The organism is Antiquaquibacter metalliresistens, from assembly GCF_029211225.1.
Classification (GTDB): Bacteria; Actinomycetota; Actinomycetes; order Actinomycetales; family Microbacteriaceae; genus Rhodoglobus; species Rhodoglobus metalliresistens.
Genome location: NZ_JARGEM010000007.1, coordinates 78656 through 98826 on the forward strand (window position 1 = coordinate 78656; position 20171 = coordinate 98826).

The 20171-nt window shown below is 69.5% G+C and carries 19 protein-coding genes; 17 read left to right on the forward strand and 2 right to left on the reverse strand.

Annotation, left to right across the window (positions count from 1 at the left end):
- Window positions 1-10 precede the first annotated feature (10 nt).
- The gene (locus PYV02_RS13200; protein ID WP_275759518.1) at window positions 11-1324 is read left to right on the forward strand and encodes a hypothetical protein; all 1314 of its coding nucleotides are present in this window, start codon (window positions 11-13) and stop codon (window positions 1322-1324) included.
- Between the two features lie 14 nt (window positions 1325-1338).
- On the opposite strand, the gene gabT is transcribed toward PYV02_RS13200, so the two are convergent.
- Window positions 1339-2667, reverse strand: a complete 1329-nt coding sequence (gene gabT, locus PYV02_RS13205) for a 4-aminobutyrate--2-oxoglutarate transaminase (RefSeq protein WP_275759588.1) — start codon at window positions 2665-2667, stop codon at window positions 1339-1341.
- Window positions 2668-2700: 33 nt separating this feature from the next.
- Between gabT and PYV02_RS13210 the strand changes: the two genes are divergently transcribed.
- From PYV02_RS13210 to PYV02_RS13285, 16 genes are all read left to right on the forward strand, one after another.
- A complete protein-coding gene (locus PYV02_RS13210) occupies window positions 2701-3174 on the forward strand; it encodes an OsmC family protein (RefSeq protein ID WP_275759519.1) in 474 nt (157 codons plus the stop codon).
- Between the two features lie 64 nt (window positions 3175-3238).
- Window positions 3239-4195 carry an FKBP-type peptidyl-prolyl cis-trans isomerase gene (locus PYV02_RS13215; RefSeq protein WP_275759520.1) on the forward strand — a complete coding sequence of 319 codons (957 nt, stop codon included), beginning with the start codon at window positions 3239-3241 and terminating at the stop codon, window positions 4193-4195.
- Window positions 4196-4212: 17 nt separating this feature from the next.
- Complete coding sequence (dxr, locus tag PYV02_RS13220) at window positions 4213-5295, forward strand: 1-deoxy-D-xylulose-5-phosphate reductoisomerase (RefSeq protein WP_275759521.1); 1083 nt, start codon at window positions 4213-4215, stop codon at window positions 5293-5295.
- A gap of 13 nt (window positions 5296-5308) precedes the next feature.
- Window positions 5309-6679, forward strand: coding sequence for a M50 family metallopeptidase (locus tag PYV02_RS13225; protein WP_275759522.1), 1371 nt, complete (start codon window positions 5309-5311; stop codon window positions 6677-6679).
- 124 nt (window positions 6680-6803) lie between these two features.
- Window positions 6804-7997 carry a substrate-binding domain-containing protein gene (locus tag PYV02_RS13230; protein WP_275759523.1) on the forward strand — a complete coding sequence of 398 codons (1194 nt, stop codon included), beginning with the start codon at window positions 6804-6806 and terminating at the stop codon, window positions 7995-7997.
- A gap of 6 nt (window positions 7998-8003) precedes the next feature.
- Complete coding sequence (locus PYV02_RS13235) at window positions 8004-8759, forward strand: ABC transporter ATP-binding protein (protein ID WP_275759525.1); 756 nt, start codon at window positions 8004-8006, stop codon at window positions 8757-8759.
- Window positions 8756-9466, forward strand: coding sequence for an ABC transporter ATP-binding protein (locus tag PYV02_RS13240; protein ID WP_275759527.1), 711 nt, complete (start codon window positions 8756-8758; stop codon window positions 9464-9466). The genes PYV02_RS13235 and PYV02_RS13240 overlap by 4 nt, the downstream gene beginning before the upstream one ends.
- A complete protein-coding gene (locus PYV02_RS13245) occupies window positions 9463-10338 on the forward strand; it encodes a branched-chain amino acid ABC transporter permease (RefSeq protein WP_275759528.1) in 876 nt (291 codons plus the stop codon). The genes PYV02_RS13240 and PYV02_RS13245 overlap by 4 nt, the downstream gene beginning before the upstream one ends.
- The gene (locus PYV02_RS13250; RefSeq protein ID WP_275759529.1) at window positions 10335-11411 is read left to right on the forward strand and encodes a branched-chain amino acid ABC transporter permease; all 1077 of its coding nucleotides are present in this window, start codon (window positions 10335-10337) and stop codon (window positions 11409-11411) included. Before PYV02_RS13245 ends, PYV02_RS13250 begins: the two co-directional genes overlap by 4 nt.
- Window positions 11408-12964 carry a class I adenylate-forming enzyme family protein gene (locus tag PYV02_RS13255; protein WP_275759530.1) on the forward strand — a complete coding sequence of 519 codons (1557 nt, stop codon included), beginning with the start codon at window positions 11408-11410 and terminating at the stop codon, window positions 12962-12964. Before PYV02_RS13250 ends, PYV02_RS13255 begins: the two co-directional genes overlap by 4 nt.
- Window positions 12961-13614, forward strand: a complete 654-nt coding sequence (locus PYV02_RS13260; RefSeq protein ID WP_275759531.1) for a TetR/AcrR family transcriptional regulator — start codon at window positions 12961-12963, stop codon at window positions 13612-13614. The genes PYV02_RS13255 and PYV02_RS13260 overlap by 4 nt, the downstream gene beginning before the upstream one ends.
- On the forward strand, window positions 13611-14357 hold the full coding sequence (locus tag PYV02_RS13265) for a 3-hydroxybutyrate dehydrogenase (protein WP_275759532.1): 747 nt from the start codon (window positions 13611-13613) through the stop codon (window positions 14355-14357). The genes PYV02_RS13260 and PYV02_RS13265 overlap by 4 nt, the downstream gene beginning before the upstream one ends.
- Entirely contained in the window at window positions 14354-15277 is a 924-nt protein-coding gene (locus PYV02_RS13270) for an alpha/beta fold hydrolase (RefSeq protein ID WP_275759533.1), read from the forward strand. Before PYV02_RS13265 ends, PYV02_RS13270 begins: the two co-directional genes overlap by 4 nt.
- Window positions 15274-16332 carry an alpha/beta fold hydrolase gene (locus tag PYV02_RS13275; protein WP_275759534.1) on the forward strand — a complete coding sequence of 353 codons (1059 nt, stop codon included), beginning with the start codon at window positions 15274-15276 and terminating at the stop codon, window positions 16330-16332. The genes PYV02_RS13270 and PYV02_RS13275 overlap by 4 nt, the downstream gene beginning before the upstream one ends.
- A 29-nt stretch (window positions 16333-16361) precedes the next feature.
- Window positions 16362-17510, forward strand: coding sequence for a flavodoxin-dependent (E)-4-hydroxy-3-methylbut-2-enyl-diphosphate synthase (gene ispG / locus PYV02_RS13280; RefSeq protein ID WP_275759535.1), 1149 nt, complete (start codon window positions 16362-16364; stop codon window positions 17508-17510).
- A 67-nt stretch (window positions 17511-17577) separates the two neighbouring features.
- Window positions 17578-19344 (forward strand): proline--tRNA ligase, encoded by a 1767-nt coding sequence (locus PYV02_RS13285; protein WP_275759536.1) that lies wholly within the window; start codon window positions 17578-17580, stop codon window positions 19342-19344.
- Here the strand turns inward: PYV02_RS13285 and PYV02_RS13290 are convergent.
- On the reverse strand, window positions 19341-20153 hold the full coding sequence (locus PYV02_RS13290; RefSeq protein WP_275759537.1) for an NADH:ubiquinone oxidoreductase subunit 4 (chain M): 813 nt from the start codon (window positions 20151-20153) through the stop codon (window positions 19341-19343). The two genes, PYV02_RS13285 and PYV02_RS13290, sit on opposite strands and share 4 nt — an antisense overlap.
- Window positions 20154-20171 lie beyond the last annotated feature (18 nt).

The following is a 20171-nucleotide window of genomic DNA, read 5'->3' on the forward strand; positions in this document are numbered from 1 at the left end:
GGGTGGACCCGTGACCGAGACCAGCACCGACCTCCGCAGCATCGTCGAGTCGGCGGCTCGACTCGGCATCGAACTGGACGAGCAGGATGCCGTGCAGTGGCTCGCCGCGATCGCCGCGGCCCAGGGCGACGACGAGGTGTTCATCGACGAGGCCAGCGGCACCTTCGGCCACCGCATCTCCATGCTCGACTTCAGCCCGCGCGACCTCGCGAGATTCCGACGGATCGGCGAGATCGTGGAGGTCACGGGACCGGCCGGTGTCGCGGAGTCGGCGCTGGCCCTCTCCGGTTCCGCAGCGCAGTCGAAGATCCAGAGCTTCCCGGGGGACGCCGACTTCTTCCAACGCCTCAACATCATCGCGCCGACGCGCGAGGCGGCCTGCGCCATGATGGCCGACCTCATGCGCGACGCCGCGCTGTCGCGCCTGCGCGGTGAGACCTACCAGTTTCTGGAGGCCAAGCTCGGCAGCTACCCGGTCGACACCGTGCGCGGAGGCAAGGGCAGCCCGATCTCCTGGACGCCGGCCGAGCTCGAGGCGGGGGAGCTGGTGACCGAGACGCTGGACGGGCAGCCGGTGGTGCTGCGCTGGAACGAGGTGGCGCTCGATCCCGGCTGGTGCAAGCTCGACTGGGTCGTCACCGATCCTGCGCGCACCCAGCTCTCGAACGCATCCAATGTGCTGGATGTCACGTGGGAGGCCCCAGACGGCACGATCACGCCGCTCGACGGCTACCTCGACGCGTACTTCCAGGAGGTCTACCTCGACGCGGACGCGGTGCCGACGTTCGCGAAGGTCGTCAAGTTCGTCTCGGATGACGCACTGGACGAGTACGTCGAGACGCTCGAGAAGGAGGTGCGCAAGTACCTCACGAAGCACCTCAACTACGGCAAGGCCGCCAAGCGCATGTACAACGTGTTCCGACTGTCTGGGCGGCACCTGGACGCGGCATTCGTGCGCGAGCTGTTCGACGAGCCGACCACGATCCTCTATCAGGTGTGGTCGCTCATCGTCACCCTCGACAACGCCACGCAGCCGGGCTCGGCGATTCCGATCTCGGCGGTGCAGGCGCAGGCCGACACGCTCATCCTCGAAGTCGTCGAGGCGCTCGAGGGCGACGAGGAGGCCGCGCTCGTGAAGTCGCTGCTGCGCCTGCGCCAAACCCTGGAGAACCAGGAGGCGGGTGAACAGCGCACCGCGGAGGTCGAGGCCGCGCAGGCGCAGGTCGTGAACCTCATCAACACGTTCTTCCGCGAGAAGCTCGAGGCGATGCCCACCATCAAGGAGTACATCGCGACGATGCAGGCGGAGAACACCGGGCACTGAGCATCGCGGGCGCGCTACCCCACGCTCGAGAGCGCCTCGTCGAGCACGCCGATCGCCTCGCGCAGCAGCTCGTCGCTGATGACCAGCGACGGCAGGAAGCGGATGACGTTGCCGTAGGTCCCCGCCGAGATCAGCAGCACCCCGTGCTGGGCCGCGAACGCCGTGATCGCACTGACCGCCGCGGGGTTCGGCTCGGAGGTTCCGGGCTGCACGAGCTCGATCGCGAGCATCGCGCCGATGCCGCGCACGTCGCCGATCACGGGATACCGCGATTGCAGCTCGAGCAGCGCCGGCTTCAGCACGCCCTCGATGCGCGGCGCCTCCTGCAGCAGGTCGCGGCGCTCGATCTCCCCGAACACCGCGATCGCGGCTGCCGCGGCGACCGGGTTACCGGCGAAGGTGCCGCCCAGACCGCCCGGGTGCGAGGCATCCATGATCTCGGCGCGTCCAGTGACGGCGGAGATCGGCAGGCCGCCCGCGATGCCCTTGGCTGTGAGCACGAGGTCGGGCACCAGCCCGACGTGCTCGCTCGCGAAGTAGCGCCCGGTGCGGGCCATGCCGCTCTGGATCTCGTCGGCGATGAAGACCACGCCGTTGGCCGTGCACCACTCCTGGATCGCCGCCAGATAGCCTTCGGCGGGCACGACGAAGCCGCCCTCGCCCTGGATGGGCTCCGCGACCACGCACGCCAGGTCGGATGCCCCGATCGCCTTCTCGAGGTACGAGATCGTGCGGCGGGCAGCGGCCGCGCCATCCAGCCCGTCGCGATAGGGGTAGGACCCGGGGGCGTGCACGATCGACGGCGCGAAGGGTCCGAACCCGAGCTTATAGGGCATGGCCTTGAACGTCATGGCCATCGTGAGGTTGGTGCGGCCGTGGTAGGCGTGCTCGAGCACCGCGACACCGGGCCGACCGGTGTACTTGCGGGCGATCTTCACCGCGTTCTCGACGGCCTCGGCGCCCGAGTTCAGCAGCACCGTCTTCTTCGGGAAGTCGCCGGGGGTGTGCTCGGCGAGCAGCTCGGCGACCCGCACGTATGACTCGTACGGGCTGATCGTGAACATCGCGTGCGTGAGCTCGCCGAGCTGGGCGCTCGCGGCGGCGACCACCGCCGGGTCGGTGTGACCGATCGTCATGACGCCGATGCCGGAGCCGAGATCGATGAACTGGTTGCCGTCGACGTCGACGACGATGGCGCCGTGCGCGCGCTCGATGAAGACCGGGATCGCCGACGACACACCCGACGCTACGACGGCGAGGCGGCGCTCCTGCAGGGCGATCGAGTTCGGGCCCGGAATCGCGGTGACGATGCGCCGCTCGGGCGTGACGGTGCTCTCTGTCATCATGATGAGAGCTTATTCCTGGAGGGTCAGCACGTGAATCTCGACCACGACTACGCGGTGCACATCGAGTGGACGGGCAACCGCGGCTCCGGCACGGAGAACTACCGCGGATACAGCCGCGACCACACCATCTCGGCGGAGGGCAACCCCGACATCCTCGCCTCGAGCGACAAGACGTTCCACGGCACGCCCGAGCGCTGGAACCCCGAGGAGCTGCTGCTCGCGGCGCTCAGCGACTGCCACATGCTCAGCTACCTGCACTCGGCGGTGCGCCACGGCGTGGTGGTGACGGCGTATCACGACGACGCGGTCGGCACGATGCGGCAGTCGGGCGACGGCGGCGCCTTCACCTCGGCGACGCTGCGACCCGTGGTGACGATCGCCGCGGGCGATCCCGAGGTCGCGCGGGCCATCCACGCCGAGGCCAGCGCGAACTGCTTCATCGCCTCCTCGGTAAACTTCCCGGTGCATCACGAACCGACGATCGTTCTCGCGACGGGCGGCTGATCACACGCCGCGTTCAGGAACCATGGGGGAGGATGGAGGCTCCTGATCCGGAAGGCCCCCACCTGTGCGCGTAGCCACTTCGCTCGTCGTGACCGTCGGTCTCGTCGCATCCCTCGCCGCCTGCTCGACGTCGGCGCCGAATGCTGCGGACCCGAACTGCGAGGCGGTGCCCTCGGGAGCGGTCTCGGATGCGGTCGACGTGAAGGGCGAGTTCGGCACCAAGCCCACGATCACCTTCACCTCGCCCGCCGAGGTCGAGAGCACGCAGCGCACCGTGGTGATCGCCGGTGACGGCGACGCCGCCGTGGCGGGCGACACGGTGAACGTCAACTTCTCGCTGCTCAACGGCACGACCGGCGACGAGATCACTGCGACCGAGTTCGGCCAGGAGCCGACGACCTCGTTCCCGCTGGATGCCGAGCAGTTCCTGGTCGGCATCGTGGAGACCCTCACGTGCTCGACCGTGGGCTCGCGCGTCGTGGGTGTCATCCCGCCCGAGGACGCCTTCGGCAGCACGGGGTCGACCCAGCTCGGCGTCGAGCCGAACCAGTCGATCGTGTTCGTCGTCGACGTCGTCTCGATCGACCCGCCCGTCGTGCCGCCGCTGTCCCGCGCCGACGGCGAGGACCAGCCGGCGCGGGAGGGCTTCCCGAGCGTCGTGCTCGACGCCGACGGCCGCCCGACCATCACGATCCCCGACACCGCGCCGCCGACCGAGTTGAAGCTCGCCGTGCTGAAGCAGGGTGACGGCGCCGAGGTGCAGGACGGCGACGACGTCGTTGTGCACTACGTGGGTATGAACTGGGCCTCGAAGGTGATCTTCGACGAGAGCTGGGCGCGTGGCGAGCCGGCGCAGTTCAACACCGCCCAGGTGATCCCCGGATTCACGCAGGCGCTCGTGGGGCAGAAGGTCGGCTCCCAGGTGATCGTCATCATCCCGCCGGAACTCGGGTACGGCGAGGGCACCGGCGACACGAACGGCACCATCGTGTTCGTGATCGACATTCTGGGTATCGCGTAGGCCGGTAGCCTGACCTCATGCGCAGGGTGATCGTTCTCGGATCCACCGGGTCGATCGGCACCCAGGCGCTCGAGGTGATCGCGGCCAATCCCGACCGCTTCGAGGTGGTCGGGCTCGCCGCCGGCAGCAACCGGGATGCCGTGGCCGCCCAGGCCGCCGCGTTCGGCGTCGAGCACACCGCGTTCGGCGCCGCGGAGGCGGAACAGCTGATCCGCTCGGTGGAGGCCGACGTCGTGCTCAACGGCATCACGGGTTCGGTGGGCCTCGGTCCGACCCTCGCCGCGCTCGAGTCGGGAGCCATCCTCGCGCTCGCCAACAAGGAGAGCCTCATCGTCGGCGGCGAGCTCGTCACGGGGGCCGCCGCGCCGGGGCAGATCGTCCCCGTCGACTCCGAGCACTCCGCGATCGCGCAGGCACTGCGATCCGGCACCCACGGCGAGGTGCGCAGGCTCGTGCTCACGGCATCCGGAGGTCCGTTCCGCGGGCGCAGCCGGGATTCGCTCGCGCAGGTCACCCCGCGTGAGGCGCTCGCGCATCCCACCTGGGACATGGGCCTCGTCGTCACCACGAACTCGGCGACGCTCGTCAACAAGGGCCTCGAGGTGATCGAGGCGCACCTGCTGTTCGACGTGCCGTACGAGTCGATCGAGGTGACGGTGCATCCGCAGTCGATCGTGCACTCGATGGTGGAGTTCACGGATGGCTCGACCATCGCCCAGGCGAGCCCGCCCGACATGCGGCTGCCCATCTCGCTCGGCCTCGACTGGCCGCACCGCGTGCCCGGGGTCGGAGCGCCGCTCGACTGGACGACGGCCAGCGCCTGGACCTTCGAACCGCTCGATGACGAGGTGTTCCCCGCGGTCGGCCTCGCCAAGCGCGTCGGTGAGGCCGGAGCGACGTATCCCGCGGTCTTCAACGCCGCGAACGAGCAGGCGGTGCTCGCGTTCCATGCTGGCCGGATCGGTTATCTCGACATCCTCGACACGGTGCGCGCCGTCGTCGATGCCCACGAGCCGCTCACGATGACCCTCGAGCACGTGCTCGAGGCGGAACGGGCGGCGCGGGAGGCCGCGGACGCCTTAATTCACAGCAAGTCCTAGCTATCCTGAGCCGGTGGAAACCGTGCTGCTCTACATCCTGGGCATCCTCATCATCGTGCTGGGGCTGGCTGTCTCGATCGGGCTGCACGAGATCGGCCACCTGGTGCCTGCGAAGCTGTTTGGGGTGCGGGTCACGCAGTACATGATCGGCTTCGGGCCGACCCTGTTCTCCCGGCGACGGGGCGAGACCGAGTACGGCCTGAAGGCCATCCCACTCGGCGGTTACATCTCGATGTCCGGCATGTTCCCGCCCGCGAGACCCGGCGCGAGGGCGCGCAACGCGACCACCGGATTCTTCGACACCGTGATGCAGGAGGGCGACCGCACGCCCCGCGGCGGCGTCGCGACGATGGTCGACGATGCGCGCGAGGCGAGCGCGGCGACCATCGAACCCGGGGAGGAGTCGCGCGCCTTCTACAAGCTCAGCGTGTGGAAGCGCGTCGTCATCATGCTCGGCGGTCCGTTCATGAATCTCGTGATCGCGGTCGTGCTCTACGCGGTGCTGCTGTGCGGCTTCGGCATCGCGCAGGTCTCGACGACGGTCGGCAGCGTCTCGGAGTGCGTGCTGCCCGCGACGAGTCAGCGCCAGGAGTGCGAACCGGGTGACCCGGTAGCGCCGGGGCTGGCGGCCGGGCTCGAGCCCGGCGACCGGCTCGTGAGCATGAACGGCGAGGACATCGCGACGTGGGATCAGGCGACGCAGATCATCCGCGATTCCGCCGCCCAGCCGCTGGCGATCGTCGTCGAGCGCGATGGCGAGCTCGTCGAACTGGATGCGACTCCGCTGCTGACCGAGCGTTACGTCACCGACGACCAGGGCCAGATCGTGGAGGAGGGCGGCGAGCCGGTCACCCAGCAGGTCGGGTTCCTCGGCATCGGCCCGGCCTCCGAGATCGTGCAGCAGCCGGTGACCGCGGTACTGCCGGCGGTCGGTGACAACATCGGCCGCGTCGTGCACCTCATCGTGAACCTCCCGCAGCGCATGGTGGAGATCGTGCAGGCCGCGTTCGGTCCGGAGGAACGGGACCCGAACGGTCCGATCAGCGTCGTCGGCGTCGGCCGGATCGCTGGGGAGATCACGAGCCTCAACTCGGTGCCGGTGCTCGAACGCGCGTCCGCGCTGGTGGGGCTCGTGGCATCCCTCAACGTCGCGCTCTTCGTCTTCAACCTGATCCCGCTGCTGCCGCTCGACGGCGGACACGTCGCGGGTGCGCTCTTCGAGGGCATCCGACGGTTCTTCGCGAAGCTGTTCCGCAGGCCGGATCCCGGCCCCGTCGACACCGCGAAGCTCATCCCGCTCACCTTCGCGGTGGTGATCGTGCTCGGTGCGATGAGCGCGCTGCTCATCTACGCCGACATCGTCAAGCCGATCTCGATCCTGTAACGGCGCACGTCGCACGGGCGGTCGTCTTGACACGCCCGTCGCGTCGCCGTACCGTGGCAACTGAAACCTGAACCGGGTGTCAGGTTCGTCACACTCCTTCTATGGCAGCAGGAAAGGCATCCCCATGCGATTCGCCAGTAAGGCCATCGTTCCGGCACTTCTCGCGGCAGCCGCGCTCACACTCGCGAGCTGCGCGCCGACCGCCGGCCCCGACAACTCCGGCGAGGATCTCGCCCCCGTCGAGGTCTCCATCATCACCTCCCAGACCGGCCCGCTGGCCGCGTACGGGGCGACGTACCTCGCCGGCTTCGAGGCGGGTCTCGACTACGCCACGGACGGCACCGGCACCGTCGACGGCCGCGAGGTCAACGTCACCATCCAGGACGACGCCGGTGACGTCGACAAGGCCGTCACCCTGATCAAGGACGTCATCGGCAACGGCACCAAGATCGTCGCGGGCACGGCATCGTCCGGCATCGCACTCGCACTCGCCGAGCAGGCTGCGCAGAACCAGATCCTCTACATCTCGGGTCCGGCCGCCGCCGACGCCATCACCGGCATCAACGAGTACACCTTCCGCTCCGGTCGCCAGAGCTACCAGGATGTCGCGACCGCCGGCACCTTCATCGGAGACCCCGACGGCAAGAAGGTCGTGGTCTTCGCGCAGGACAACGCCTTCGGGCAGGGCAACGTCGCGGCCGCGACCGCCGTGCTCGGTGGTCAGGGCGCCGAGGTCGTCAGCGTGCTCGTGCCGGAGGACGCGACCGAGTTCACGCCGTTCGCGCAGCAGATCATCAGCTCCGCGCCCGACCTGGTGTTCGTCGCCTGGGCCGGCGCGACCTCCGCCGCGATGTGGGAGTCCGTCACGCAGCAGGGTGTGTTCGACGTGGCCCCGGTCGTGACCGGTCTCGGCGACATCTCCACCTACAACGCCTTCGGCGCCGCCAGCGGCGAGATCAGCTTCCTCAACCACTACTTCGCCGGGGCGACCGACAACGAGGTGAACGCCGCGATGATCGCCTCGCTCGAGGCGGCCGGCACCGAGGCCGACCTGTTCTCGCCGGACGGCTTCAACGCAGCCATCATGATCGTGCAGGCCATCCGTGAGGGCGGCGGCGACGATGTCGACTCGATGATCGCGAGCCTCGAGGGCTTCAGCTTCGAGGGCCCGAAGGGCACGATGACCGTGCGCGCCGAGGACCACGCGATGATCCAGCCGATGTTCCAGGTCAAGCTCGTCGACGACGGCGGCACCTGGGTGCCCGAGCTCGTCGACACCGTCGACGCGGACACCGTCGCGCCCCCGGTCGCCGAGTAGTCAACCATGACCGACCGGCCCGTGCTCGCGGTCGAGCACCTCACCCTGGACATCGGCGGGGCACGCATCATCGATGACGTGACCCTGGCGGTGCCCGAAGGCGAGATGCTCGGCGTGATCGGCCCCAACGGGGCAGGCAAGACGACACTGTTCAACCTCATCAGCGGCGTGCTCATCCCTACCTCGGGACGCGTGACGCTGGCGGGCGACGACGTGACGACCGCGCCGATCCACCGCAGGGCACGGGCCGGCCTCGGTCGCACCTTCCAGACCTCGAGCCTGTTCCCGGCGCTGACCGCGCTCGAGAACGTGCGGCTCGCCGCTCAGGCCGACCTCGGCGGTTCGCTGAATCCGTTGCGCTTTCCGCGTCGAACGGATGCCGCAACCACCCAAGCGCGCGAGCGCCTGGTCGAGGTGGGCCTCATCCATCACGCGGACACCCTCGCGGGGGTGCTCTCGCACGGTGACAAGCGCAAGTTGGAGATCGCCATGCTGCTCGCAGGAGACCCGAGCGTCATCCTGCTCGACGAGCCGATGGCCGGTGTCGCCTCGGGCGACGTGCACGGCCTCACCGAGGTGATCCGCCAGGTGCACGCCTCAGGGCGCACCGTGCTCATGGTCGAGCACCACCTCGAGGTGGTGCTCGGACTCGTCGACCGCGTCGCGGTGATGCACCACGGCAAGTTGCTCGCCTGCGACGTGCCCTCCGCGGTCATGGCCGACGCGGCCGTGCAGGCCGCCTACCTGGGGGAGCCCCTGTGACCGACCCGATCCTCCGCGTGCGCTCGCTGAGTGCGCGCATCGCCGGCCAGCAGGTCGTCGAAGATGTCTCCTTCGACGTGCCGGCCTCGGGCGTGACCGCCCTGCTCGGCCGCAACGGCGTGGGCAAGACGAGCACCATCAGGGGCATCCTCGGCCTCATCGAACGCCACGGCACCGTCGAGTTCGCGGGGGAGCGCATCGATCAGCGCCCGACCCACCGCATCGTGCAGCTCGGCATCGGCTACGTGCCGGAAGACCGCGAGGTGTTCTCCAAACTCACCGTTGCCGAGAACCTCCGGCTCGCCGAGCGCGGTGGCGCGCCGAACCGCGAGCTGGTCGACGAGCTCTTCCCCGACCTCGTCGCCCGTGCCGGCCAGCAGGCGGGCACGCTCTCCGGCGGTCAGCAGCAGATGGTCTCCCTCGCGCGCGCCCTCATCAACGACAACCGACTGCTGCTCGTGGACGAGCCGACGAAGGGCCTCGCGCCGCTGATCGTGCAGGATGTCGCGAACGCCCTCGAACGCGCCGCCGGGCGGGTTCCGGTGCTGCTCGTCGAGCAGAACCTGCACGTCGTGCGCAGCCTCGCGGACACGGTCGTCGTGCTCGAGAGCGGCCGCGTCGTGCACACCGGTGCCGCCGCGGAACTGCTCGACGACGAGGAACTCACCCAACGCCTGCTCGGCGTCGCCGCGGAGGTCGAATCGTGAGCACCGTCGTTCTGCTGTTGATCACGGGCCTCGGGCTCGGTGCGCTCTACTTCCTCGTCGCCTCCGGTCTCTCGCTGATCTACGGGCTCATGGGCGTGCTCAACTTCGCGCACGGCTCCTTCCTGACCCTCGGTGCCTTCATGGGGTGGGAGGTGGCGCGCAGGCTCGGGCAGGACAGCTGGTGGGGGCTTGCGGCATCCCTCGTCGTGGGCGCCGCCGTCGGCGCGGTCGTCGCGGCCGCAACGGAGCTCCTGCTGATCAGGCGCCTGTACGAGCGGCACATCGAGCAAGTGCTCGTGACGGTGGGTCTGAGCCTCGCCACGGTCGCCCTGTTCGAGGGCATCTGGGGCACCGACCCGATCTACGTCGACGGCCCCGCCTGGCTCGGCCAGACCACCGAGCTGCTCGGCGCGAAGGTGCCGAACGACCGCTTCATGCTCATCATCGCGGCGGTGCTCGTGCTGCTGGCGATCGTGCTGTTCCTCAGGCACACGCGCTACGGGCTCATCATCCGTGCGGGCGTCGAGAACCGTGCGATGGTCACCGCGCTCGGCATCGACGTGCGACGCGCGTTCACCGTCGTGTTCGCGATCGGCGGTGCCGCGGCAGGCCTCGGCGGCGTGCTCGCCTCGCACTACTTCGGCTACGTCTCGCCGCATCTGGGTGGATCGCTGCTCATCTTCGCCTTCATCGTCACGGTGATCGGCGGGCTCGGCTCGCTCTCGGGAGCGGCGATCGCGTCGGTGATCGTCGCGGTGCTGCAGCAGTTCGCCAACTTCTATCTCGGCGGCACCGGCGACCTCGTGGTGGTGCTGCTGCTCGCGGTCGTGCTGCTCGTGCGACCGACCGGACTCTTGGGGGCGAAGGCATGAAGACCGTGCTGAACGACAAGCCCTGGCTGTGGTGGATCCTCGGCGGCGTGTTCGTCGCGTTCGCCGCCGTGCTGCCGCTGCTGAACCTGTCGATCCCGGGCGTGCTGCCCGGGGCGACCTACACGCCGGGCACCCTGCAGGTGCTCGCGCTCGCGCTGCTGTTCTCCTCACTCGCCCTCTCGTACCACTTGCTGTTCGGCACGGCGGGCCTGCTCTCGTTCGGACACGCGCTCTACTTCGCCATCGGAGCGTACGGACTCGGGATCGTGCTCGATCGCACCGACCTGACGCTCGTGCCGGCGATGGGGCTCGTGCTCGCGATCGCGATCGTCGCGGCCTACCTCATCGGCTCCTTGAGCCTTCGGGTGGCGGGCATCTCGTTCGCGATGGTGACCCTGGCGTTCGCCCAGGCGGGCAATGTGCTCGTGCGGCGCAACCCATCCATCACCGGCGGCGAGGAGGGCCTGCGACTGCAGACGGAGCACGTGCCCGACTTCCTGGTCGGGGTGCTCAACACGCGCAACCTGTACTGGGTCGCGCTCGCGCTGCTCGTGGTGGTCTTCGTGATCGTCACCGTGTTCGAGAGCTCACGTGCGGGCCACGTCGCGGCCGCGGTGCGTGAGAACGAGCTGCGGGTGCGCGTGCTGGGACTGCGCCCGTTCGTCGTGAAGCTCGTCGCCTTCGTGATCGCCTCGGCGCTCGCCGCGCTCGTGGGCATGGTGCACCTGCTGCTGCAGAGCGGTGCGGCGCCGCGCTCGACCTCAGCCGACTTCACCCTGACGCTGCTGGTGATCGTCGTGCTCGGCGGGGTCGGTTCGCGCTGGGGCGCGATCGTGGGGGCGCTCGTCTACACCCTGCTCGATCAGCGGCTGACGGCGCTCGCATCCTCGGAGTGGATCGAATCGCTGCCCGCGGTGCTGCGGATTCCGCTCTCGGAACCACTGTTCATCCTCGGCACGCTGTTTATCCTTGTGGTGCTGTTCCTTCCCGGGGGAATCGCCGGTGCGGTACGCCGTATCGGACCGTCCCGAAGCTTCGTTCCAGCGCGGGACCGGATCGAGGAGGCGGAATGAGCACCGACGGTCTCCACACGCTCGGACGGTGGACGCGCGATCGCGCGGTCGCGACGCCGGACCGGGTCGCGATCGACGATCGCGGGGTCGTCGTGACCTACCGCGATCTGGATGCCCGGGCGACGGCGCTCGCCGAGGGCTTCCTGGCGGCGGGATACGGCATCGGCGACCGGGTCGCGACGCTGACCGGCAACAGCGCGGATCACGTCGTGCTGTTCTTCGCCTGCGCGAAGGCCGGGCTCGTGCTGGTGCCGCTGTGCTGGCGACTGTCTCCGCGCGAGGTCGCCGAGCAGCTGGAGCTCTCAGACCCCGCGCTCGTGCTGGTCGAGGACGAGTTCGCCAGCCTCGCCGCATCGGCGCTCGAGCGCCTCGGGTTCGAGGTGGCGGTCGGCACCCTGGGCACGCACGGCATCGAGCGCGAGATGATCGCGCCGCTGCGCCGCGAGACCGATCCGGTCGAGCAGCGCGCGGTGCGCGACGACGACGCGCTGCTGATCATCTTCACCTCCGGCACGCTCGCGCGCGCCAAGGGCGCCATCCTCACGCACGCCAACTGCTTCTGGACCAACCTGTCGCTCTCGCGCACCGCGGAGATCACCAGCGGCGACACCGTGCTCGCGGTGCTGCCTCAGTACCACGTCGGCGGCTGGAACATCCAGCCGCTGCTGGCCTGGTGGATGGGGGCGACGGTCGTGCTGGAGCGCACCTTCGACCCGGGCCGGGTGCTGCACCTCATCGCGGATCGGCGGATCACGACGATGATGGGCGTGCCCGCGAACTACCTGCAGCTGGCGCAGCATCCCCGCTTCGCGCGCAGCGACCTGTCGAGCCTCACGCACGCCGTCGTCGGCGGGGCGCCGATGCCCGAGCCGCTGCTGCGCGTCTGGCACGGGCGGGGCGTCGCGCTGCAGCAGGGGTACGGACTCACCGAGGCGTCGCCGAACGTGCTGTGTCTGCCCGACGAGCACGCGCGCGACCGTGTCGGGTCGGCGGGCAAGCCCTACCCGCACGTCGAGGTCGCGGTCGCCGACGTCGTCACCGGCGAGCACCTCGACGGCGAGGCGACGGGCGAGCTGCTGGTGGCCGGCCCCGGCGTGTTCGCGGGGTACTTCCGGGCACCGGAGCAGACCGAGCGCGCGATGCGCGGGTCGTGGCTGGCGACCGGGGACCTCGTGCACCGCGACGCGGACGGCTACTTCCGCATCGTCGACCGGCTCGGTGACATCTTCATCTCGGGCGGGGAGTCCATCGCCCCGGCCGAGATCGAGGCCGTGCTGCTCGGGCATCCCGCGGTCGCGGACGCGTGCGTCATCGGCGTGCCCGATCAGCAGTGGGGAGAGGTGGGCGTGGCCTGGATCGTGCCGCGCGCCGGGCAGCTCGTGGAAGCCGACGACATCCTCGGCTATTGCGCGACCGAGCTCGCGCGGTTCAAGCTCCCGAAGACCGTGCGGGTCACCGCCGAGATTCCGCGCACCGCCAACACTGGCAAGGTGCTGCGGCGCGCCCTGCTCGAACGCTGGCTCGTCGAACGCGATTCGGAGCAAGCCCGATGAGCACCGTGCCGACGACCGCGCGGGGCACCCGCACGCGCGCCAAGCTGCTCGAGGCCGCGGAGCTCGTCTTCTCCCGCTACGGCTACACCGATGCATCCATCGTGCGCATCACCGAAGAGGCCGGGGTCGGGCAGGGCACGTTCTACCTGTACTTCGAGAGCAAGCTCGCGATCTTCGAGGAACTGGTCGAAGACCTCAACCGACGGGTTCGGCACGCGATGACCGAGGCGTCGGCGGGAGCGGCCAACCGCATCGAGTCGGAGCGCGCCGGCTTCCGCGCCTTCTTCGAGTTCACCGCGGCGCACCCCGCGCTCTACCGCATCGTGCGGGAGGCGGAGTTCGTCTCTCCGCGCGCGCTGCGACTGCACTACACCCGCATCGTCGAGGGCTACATCCAGGGTCTGCGCGAGGCGCAGGCCGCCGGCGAGGTCGAGGACATCGATCCCGCGGTCGCCGCGTGGGCCCTCATGGGCATCGGCGAGATGATCGGGATGCGCTGGGTGCTCTGGGGCGACGGCGTTGTCGAGGGTGCCCCCGCCGATCCCACCGCGAGTGGCACCTCGCGGGTGCCGGACGCGGTCTTCGACGACATGATGCTCTTCATCCGCCGCGCACTCGGCGCCAAGACCGACGATGGGACAACAGCATGACTGACCTGACTGGGCGACGCGCGCTCGTCACCGGGGGAGCGAGCGGCATCGGCGCGGCGTGCGTGCGAGCCCTCGCCGCCGCGGGTGCGCACGTGATCGTCGCCGACCTCGACGGGGGCGCCGCCGGGCGGCTCGCCGACGAGATCGGCGGGGAGGCGTGGCAGGTCGACCTGACCGACACGGCGGCGCTGGCATCCCTCGACCTCGACATCGACGTGCTCGTGAACAATGCCGGCATCCAGCACGTGAGCCCCATCCAGGACTTCGACCCCGCCGCGTTCTCGCGGATCATCGATCTCATGCTCGAGGCGCCGTTCCTGCTGATCCGCGCCGCGTTGCCGAAGATGTACGAGCGCGGCTTCGGACGGGTGGTGAACATCAGCTCGGTGCACGGGCTGCGCGCCTCGCCCTTCAAGTCCGCCTACGTGGCGGCCAAGCACGGCCTGGAGGGCCTCTCCAAGGTCACCGCGCTCGAGGGCGGTCCGCACGGGGTGACGAGCAACTGCGTCAATCCCGGATACGTGCGAACGCCCCTGGTGGAGAAGCAGATCGCCGACCAGGCGAAGGTGCACGGCATCCCGGAGTCCGAGGTCGTGGAGAAGGTGATGCTCACCGAGAGCGCGATCAAGCGACTGCTGGAGCCGGAGGAGGTCGCCGACCTGGTGCTCTGGCTGTGCGGCGACAGCGCGCGCATGGTCACGGGCGCCTCGTACACGATGGACGGCGGGTGGAGCGCCCGATGAGCGGCTATCGGCGGATCGCCGCTCCGGTGCGCGGCGGCGAGCTCGTGGCGGGCGTCTGGGAACCCGAGGGGGAGCCCGTCGCGACGGTGCTCGCGGTGCACGGCATCACGGCCTCGCACATGACCTGGCCCATGCTGGTCGATGCGCTGCCGGGCGTGCGGGTCGTCGCCCCCGACCTGCGCGGTCGCGGCGGCAGCCGGGACCTGCCCGGCCCGTGGGGCATGGTGCAGCACGCCGAGGATCTCGCGCGCGTGCTCGACGCCGTCGACGTGGAAGCCGCGACCGTGGTCGGGCATTCGATGGGGGCGTTCGCCTCCGTGCGCTTCGCGAGTCGTCATCCCGAACGCACCGAGGGACTCGTGCTCGTCGACGGCGGCCTCCCGTTGCCGAGCGTCGAGGTCAGCGATGACGAGGACGTCGCGCTGCGCCTGATCGGACCGGCGGCCGAACGGCTGCGGATGACCTTCCCCGATCGAGAGAGCTACCGCGCCTTTTGGCGCGCCCACCCCGCGTTCGCCCGCGACTGGTCGCCGTTCGTCGAGCGCTACGTCGACTACGACCTCGTCGGCCAGGAGCCCGAACTGCACTCCTCGAGCTCCATCGAGGCGATCACCGCCGACTCGCTCGAACTCAACGCGGATGGGGGATACCTGGCCGCGCTGCAGGGCATCGCACGGCCCATCCCGTTCCTGCGCGCGCCACGGGGCCTGCTCGACCAGCCGGAGGCGCTGTATCCGCCGGCGACCGTCGCGCACTGGCAGGCCCTGGTGCCCGAGCTGCGCGTGCACGAGGTTGCCGACGTCAACCACTACACGATCCTGATGACCGCCCATGGCGTGGCCGCGGTGGCCGCCGTGGTGCGTGACGTGCTCGATCACCGCACCGAAGAATCCACCACCAGGCAAGGGAGCCCGACATGACCCAGCAGATCCTCGACGGCATCGTGCAGCACAGCGTCACGACGCCGAGACTGACCGCGAACGTGCTCGAACGGCCGTCCGCGACCGCCGCACGCACCGTGGTGTTCGTGCACGGCAACGTCTCCTCGTCGCTGTTCTGGCAGCCGAGCATGCTCGGCCTCGACCCCGAGATCCGGGCGCTCGCGGTCGACCTGCGCGGCTTCGGCGACAGTCAGACGCTGCCCGTGGACGCCACCCGCGGCGTGCGCGATTTCTCCGACGACGTCGCATCTGTGCTCGACGCGCTCGGTCTGGACGCCGTGAACCTGGTCGGCTGGAGCATGGGTGGCGGAGTCGTCATGCAGTTGCTGCTCGATCATCCCGAACGAGTGCTGTCGCTGACCTTGGTCTCCCCGGTGTCGCCGTACGGGTTCGGCGGCACGCGCGCCGACGGCAGCGCGATCGACGCGGTGGGCGCCGGCACGGGTGGCGGCGGCGCGAACCCCGACTTCGTCGCACGGCTCGAGGCCCATGACACCGGTGAGGACGGACCGACCTCGCCGCGCATGGTCTACCGCACCGCCTACGTGAAGGATCCGGCCCCGCTGGCCCAGTACGAGGACCTCTGGGTCGAGTCGATGCTGACCACCAAGACCGGTCCCGACAACTACCCCGGCGACTCGACCCCGACGGACGCCTGGCCCGGTTTCGCGGCGGGAACGCGCGGCGTGCTCAACACGATGGTGCCGAAGTACTTCGACGTCTCGGGCATCGCCGACCTCGCCGTGAAGCCGCCGCTGCTGTGGCTGCGCGGCGTCGACGACGCGATCGTCTCCGACGCCTCGTTCTTCGACATCAACTACCTCGGCCAGGTCGGGGTCATCCCGGGGTGGCCCGGGGAGGATGTCGCGCCGGCTCAGCCGATGATCCAGCAGACGCGGGCCGTCTTCGACCGCTATGCCGCGGGCGGCGGCAGCGTGACCGAGATCTCGGCCGAGGGCACGGGACATTCCTTCCACCTCGAGCGCCCCGAGGAGTTCCGCGCCGCGCTCGAGCGACACCTCATCTCCGGGTGATCTTCGGCGCTCGCGGGTAGGCTTGCGACGTGCCAGCAGTCAATCTCGGGATGCCGAAGGTTCCCGAAACTCTCGCCCCGCGTCGCAAGACCCGCCAGATCCATGTCGGCAAGGTCGGCGTCGGCAGCGACTTCCAGGTCAGCGTGCAGTCCATGACGACCACGCAGACCACGAACATCAACGCCACCCTGCAGCAGATCGCCGAGCTCACCGCGACCGGCTGCGACATCGTGCGCGTCGCCGTGCCGCATCAGGACGACGCGGACGCGCTCAAGATCATCGCGGCCAAGAGCCAGATCCCGGTGATCGCCGACATCCACTTCCAGCCGCGCTACGTGTTCGCCGCGATCGACGCCGGGGTCGGCGCGGTGCGCGTCAACCCGGGCAACATCAAGAAGTTCGACGACCAGGTGGGCGCGATCGCGAAGGCCGCGAAGGACGCCGGTGTCTCGATCCGCATCGGCGTCAACGCGGGCTCGCTCGAGCCCAGCCTGTTGCAGAAGTACGGCAAGGCCACCCCTGAGGCGCTCGTGGAGAGCGCCGTCTGGGAGGCGAGCCTGTTCGAGGAGCACGACTTCCACGACTTCAAGATCTCCGTCAAGCACAACGATCCCGTGGTCATGGTCAAGGCCTACCGTCTGCTCGCCGAGCGCGGCGACTGGCCGCTGCACCTCGGCGTGACCGAGGCCGGGCCCGAGTTCCAGGGCACCATCAAGTCGGCGACGGCGTTCGGCATCCTGCTCTCGGAAGGCATCGGCGACACGATCCGGGTCTCGCTCTCGGCGCCGCCCGCGCAGGAGGTGAAGGTCGGCCTGCAGATCCTGCAGTCGCTCAACCTGCGCGAGCGCAAGCTCGAGATCGTCTCCTGCCCGAGCTGCGGGCGTGCCCAGGTGGACGTGTACCAGCTCGCCAACGACGTCACTGCGGGGCTCGAGAAGATGACGGTGCCGCTGCGCGTGGCCGTGATGGGATGCGTCGTCAACGGCCCGGGGGAGGCCCGCGAGGCCGATCTGGGCGTGGCATCCGGCAATGGCCGCGGCCAGATCTTCGTCAAGGGCGAGGTCATCAAGACCGTGCCGGAGTCGGAGATCGTCGCGACCCTCATCGAGGAGGCCAACCGGCTCGCCGCCGAGATGCCGCCCGGCGAGGTCGGCTCGCCCCAGGTCGTCACCGCCTGACGCCCCGCCCCCTCGCGGAGAGGAGGGGCCGGCACCGGCGGGCAGCGCCCGCGACTAGCATTGCCGGGTGGTAACTCGACTCTCCCAGCTGTTCGTCCGCACCCTCCGCGAGGACCCCGTCGACGCCGAGGTGGCCAGCCATCGCCTGCTGGTGCGCGCCGGGTACATCCGCCGACAGGCCCCTGGCATCTTCGCCTGGCTGCCGCTGGGCCTCAAGGTGCGCCGCAAGATCGAGAACATCATCCGTGAGGAACTGGCGGTGTTCGGCGCCCAGGAGGTGCACTTTCCGGCGCTGCTGCCGCGCGAGCCCTACGAGCTGACCGGACGCTGGACCGAGTACGGCGACGGCATCTTCCGCCTCAAGGACCGCAAGGGCGCCGACTACCTGCTCGCCCCGACGCACGAGGAGGTCTTCACCCTGCTCGTGAAGGACCTGTACTCGAGCTACAAAGACCTGCCGCTGTCGATCTACCAGATCCAGGACAAGTACCGCGATGAGGCACGGCCCCGCGCGGGCCTGCTGCGCGGCCGCGAGTTCTCGATGAAAGACAGCTACTCGTTCGACTACACCGACGCGGGGCTGGATGCCTCGTACCAGCAGCACCGCGACGCCTACGAGCGCATCTTCCAGCGCCTGGGTCTCGAGTACGTGATCGTGCAGGCGGATGCCGGTGCCATGGGCGGTTCGCGCAGCGAGGAGTTCCTGCACCCCACCCCGATCGGCGAGGACACCTTCGTGCGCTCCGCCGGGGGATACGCGGCCAACGTGGAGGCGTTCACCACCGCGGCGCCGCCCGCCCGCTCGTTCGAGGGGCTCACCCCCGCCGAGGTGCTCGACACCCCCGACGCGCCCACGATCGCCACCCTCGTCGCGCTCGCCAACGAGAAGCACCCGCGGCCGGACGGTCGCGCGTGGACCGCGGCGGACACCCTCAAGAACATCGTGCTCGCGCTCACCGACCTGGAGGGCAACCGCGAGCTCGTGATCGTCGGGCTTCCCGGTGACCGCGACGTCGACCTCAAGCGTGCCGAGGTGGCGTTCGCGCCGGCCGAGGTCGAGGCGGCGACCGAGGCCGATTTCGCGAAGCATCCCGCGCTCGTCAAGGGCTACATCGGGCCGTGGTCGGAGGAGGGCGCGGTGCTCGGGGAGAAGTCGATCACCGGTATCCGGTATCTGCTCGACCCGCGTGTGTTCGAGGGCAGCGGCTGGATCACGGGGGCCAACGAGCACGGTCACCACGTGTTCGGCCTCGTCGCCGGGCGGGACTTCGTCGGCGACGGCGTCGTGCAGGTCGGCGAGGTGCTCGCGGGCGATCCGGCCCCCGACGGCTCGGGCCCGGTGGAGCTCGCGCGCGGCATGGAGATCGGTCACGTCTTCCAGCTCGGCCGCAAGTACGCCGAGGCGCTGGGACTCAAGGTGCTCGACGAGAACGGCAAGCTCGTCACGGTCACGATGGGCTCGTACGGCATCGGCGTCACGCGCATCATGGCGGTGATCGCCGAGTCGAATCACGACGAGAAGGGCCTCATCTGGCCGAGGAACGTCGCCCCCTTCGACGTGCACGTGATCGCCGCGGGGCGCGAGGAGCTCGTGTTCGAGACCGCCGAGGCGCTCGTCGCCTCGCTCGAGGAGAGCGGCTTCGACGTGCTCTACGACGACCGCCCGAAGGTGTCGCCCGGCGTGAAGTTCGGCGATGCCGAGCTGCTCGGGGTGCCGCTGGTCGTCATCGTCGGGCGCGACGCCGCCGAGGGCCGCGTGGAGTTCTGGGATCGCGCGAGCGGCGAACGCCGTAGCGTCGGTCTCGACGAGGTGGGCGCGGCGCTCGTCGGCTAGTCGGCGAGCCCCAGTTCTTCGGCGAACTCGGCGCGGATGCGTTCGCGGATCGCCACGAACTCGGGGAACTCCCAGAAGTACGCGAGCTTCGCCGCCACGACGCTGTCGCCGACGGGCTCGTCCTCGAGCACGAAGGTCATGAAGGTCTCGGCGAAGTCCTCGACGGTGTTGGTGGCGGCGTAGTCGCTCACGAAGTCCTCCTCGTGCTCGAGGTAGAACTCCCACGCGACATCGGCGTCGACGTTGTCGAGCGCCGGAGCAGCATCCCCGTACTGGTCCCAGAACGCCCGCTGGAATCCGAGGAGACTGGAGCCCTCACCCGCGCAGCCCTCGTCGAGCTGCAGGCCCGGGCAGTCGGTCGCCTCGATGTCGAGCTCGTCCGTGCTGAGGCTCAGGATGTGGGCGTACTCGTGGATGAGCGTCGCGATCAGCTGCGACTCGTCCTCGCTCGTGGCGAGGTTCGCCGCCAGCACCCAGTACACCGGCTCGTCGTCCTGGTACACGTAGGCGAGCGTGTCGCTGTCCGGGGCGTCACCCACCCGGTACTGGATCATCACCTCGGCGGCGAAGTCGAGCGTGGTCACTCGAGTGAAGGTCTCCCACACGCTCGCGGTGAGCCCCGTCGCCGCCGGTTCGAGGCTCCCGTCCTCGAGCACCGAATACACCTCGACCGTGCCGAAATCGTCGTCTTCCTCGACCGCGACGGCGTTCGAGAGGTCGCCGCCGGGGGCAGCGAACCAGATGATCGCGGCGACCGCGGCGAGGGCGAGCACGAGCAGGCTCGCGACGATGATGATGATTCTGCGCACGACATCAATCTAGGGGTC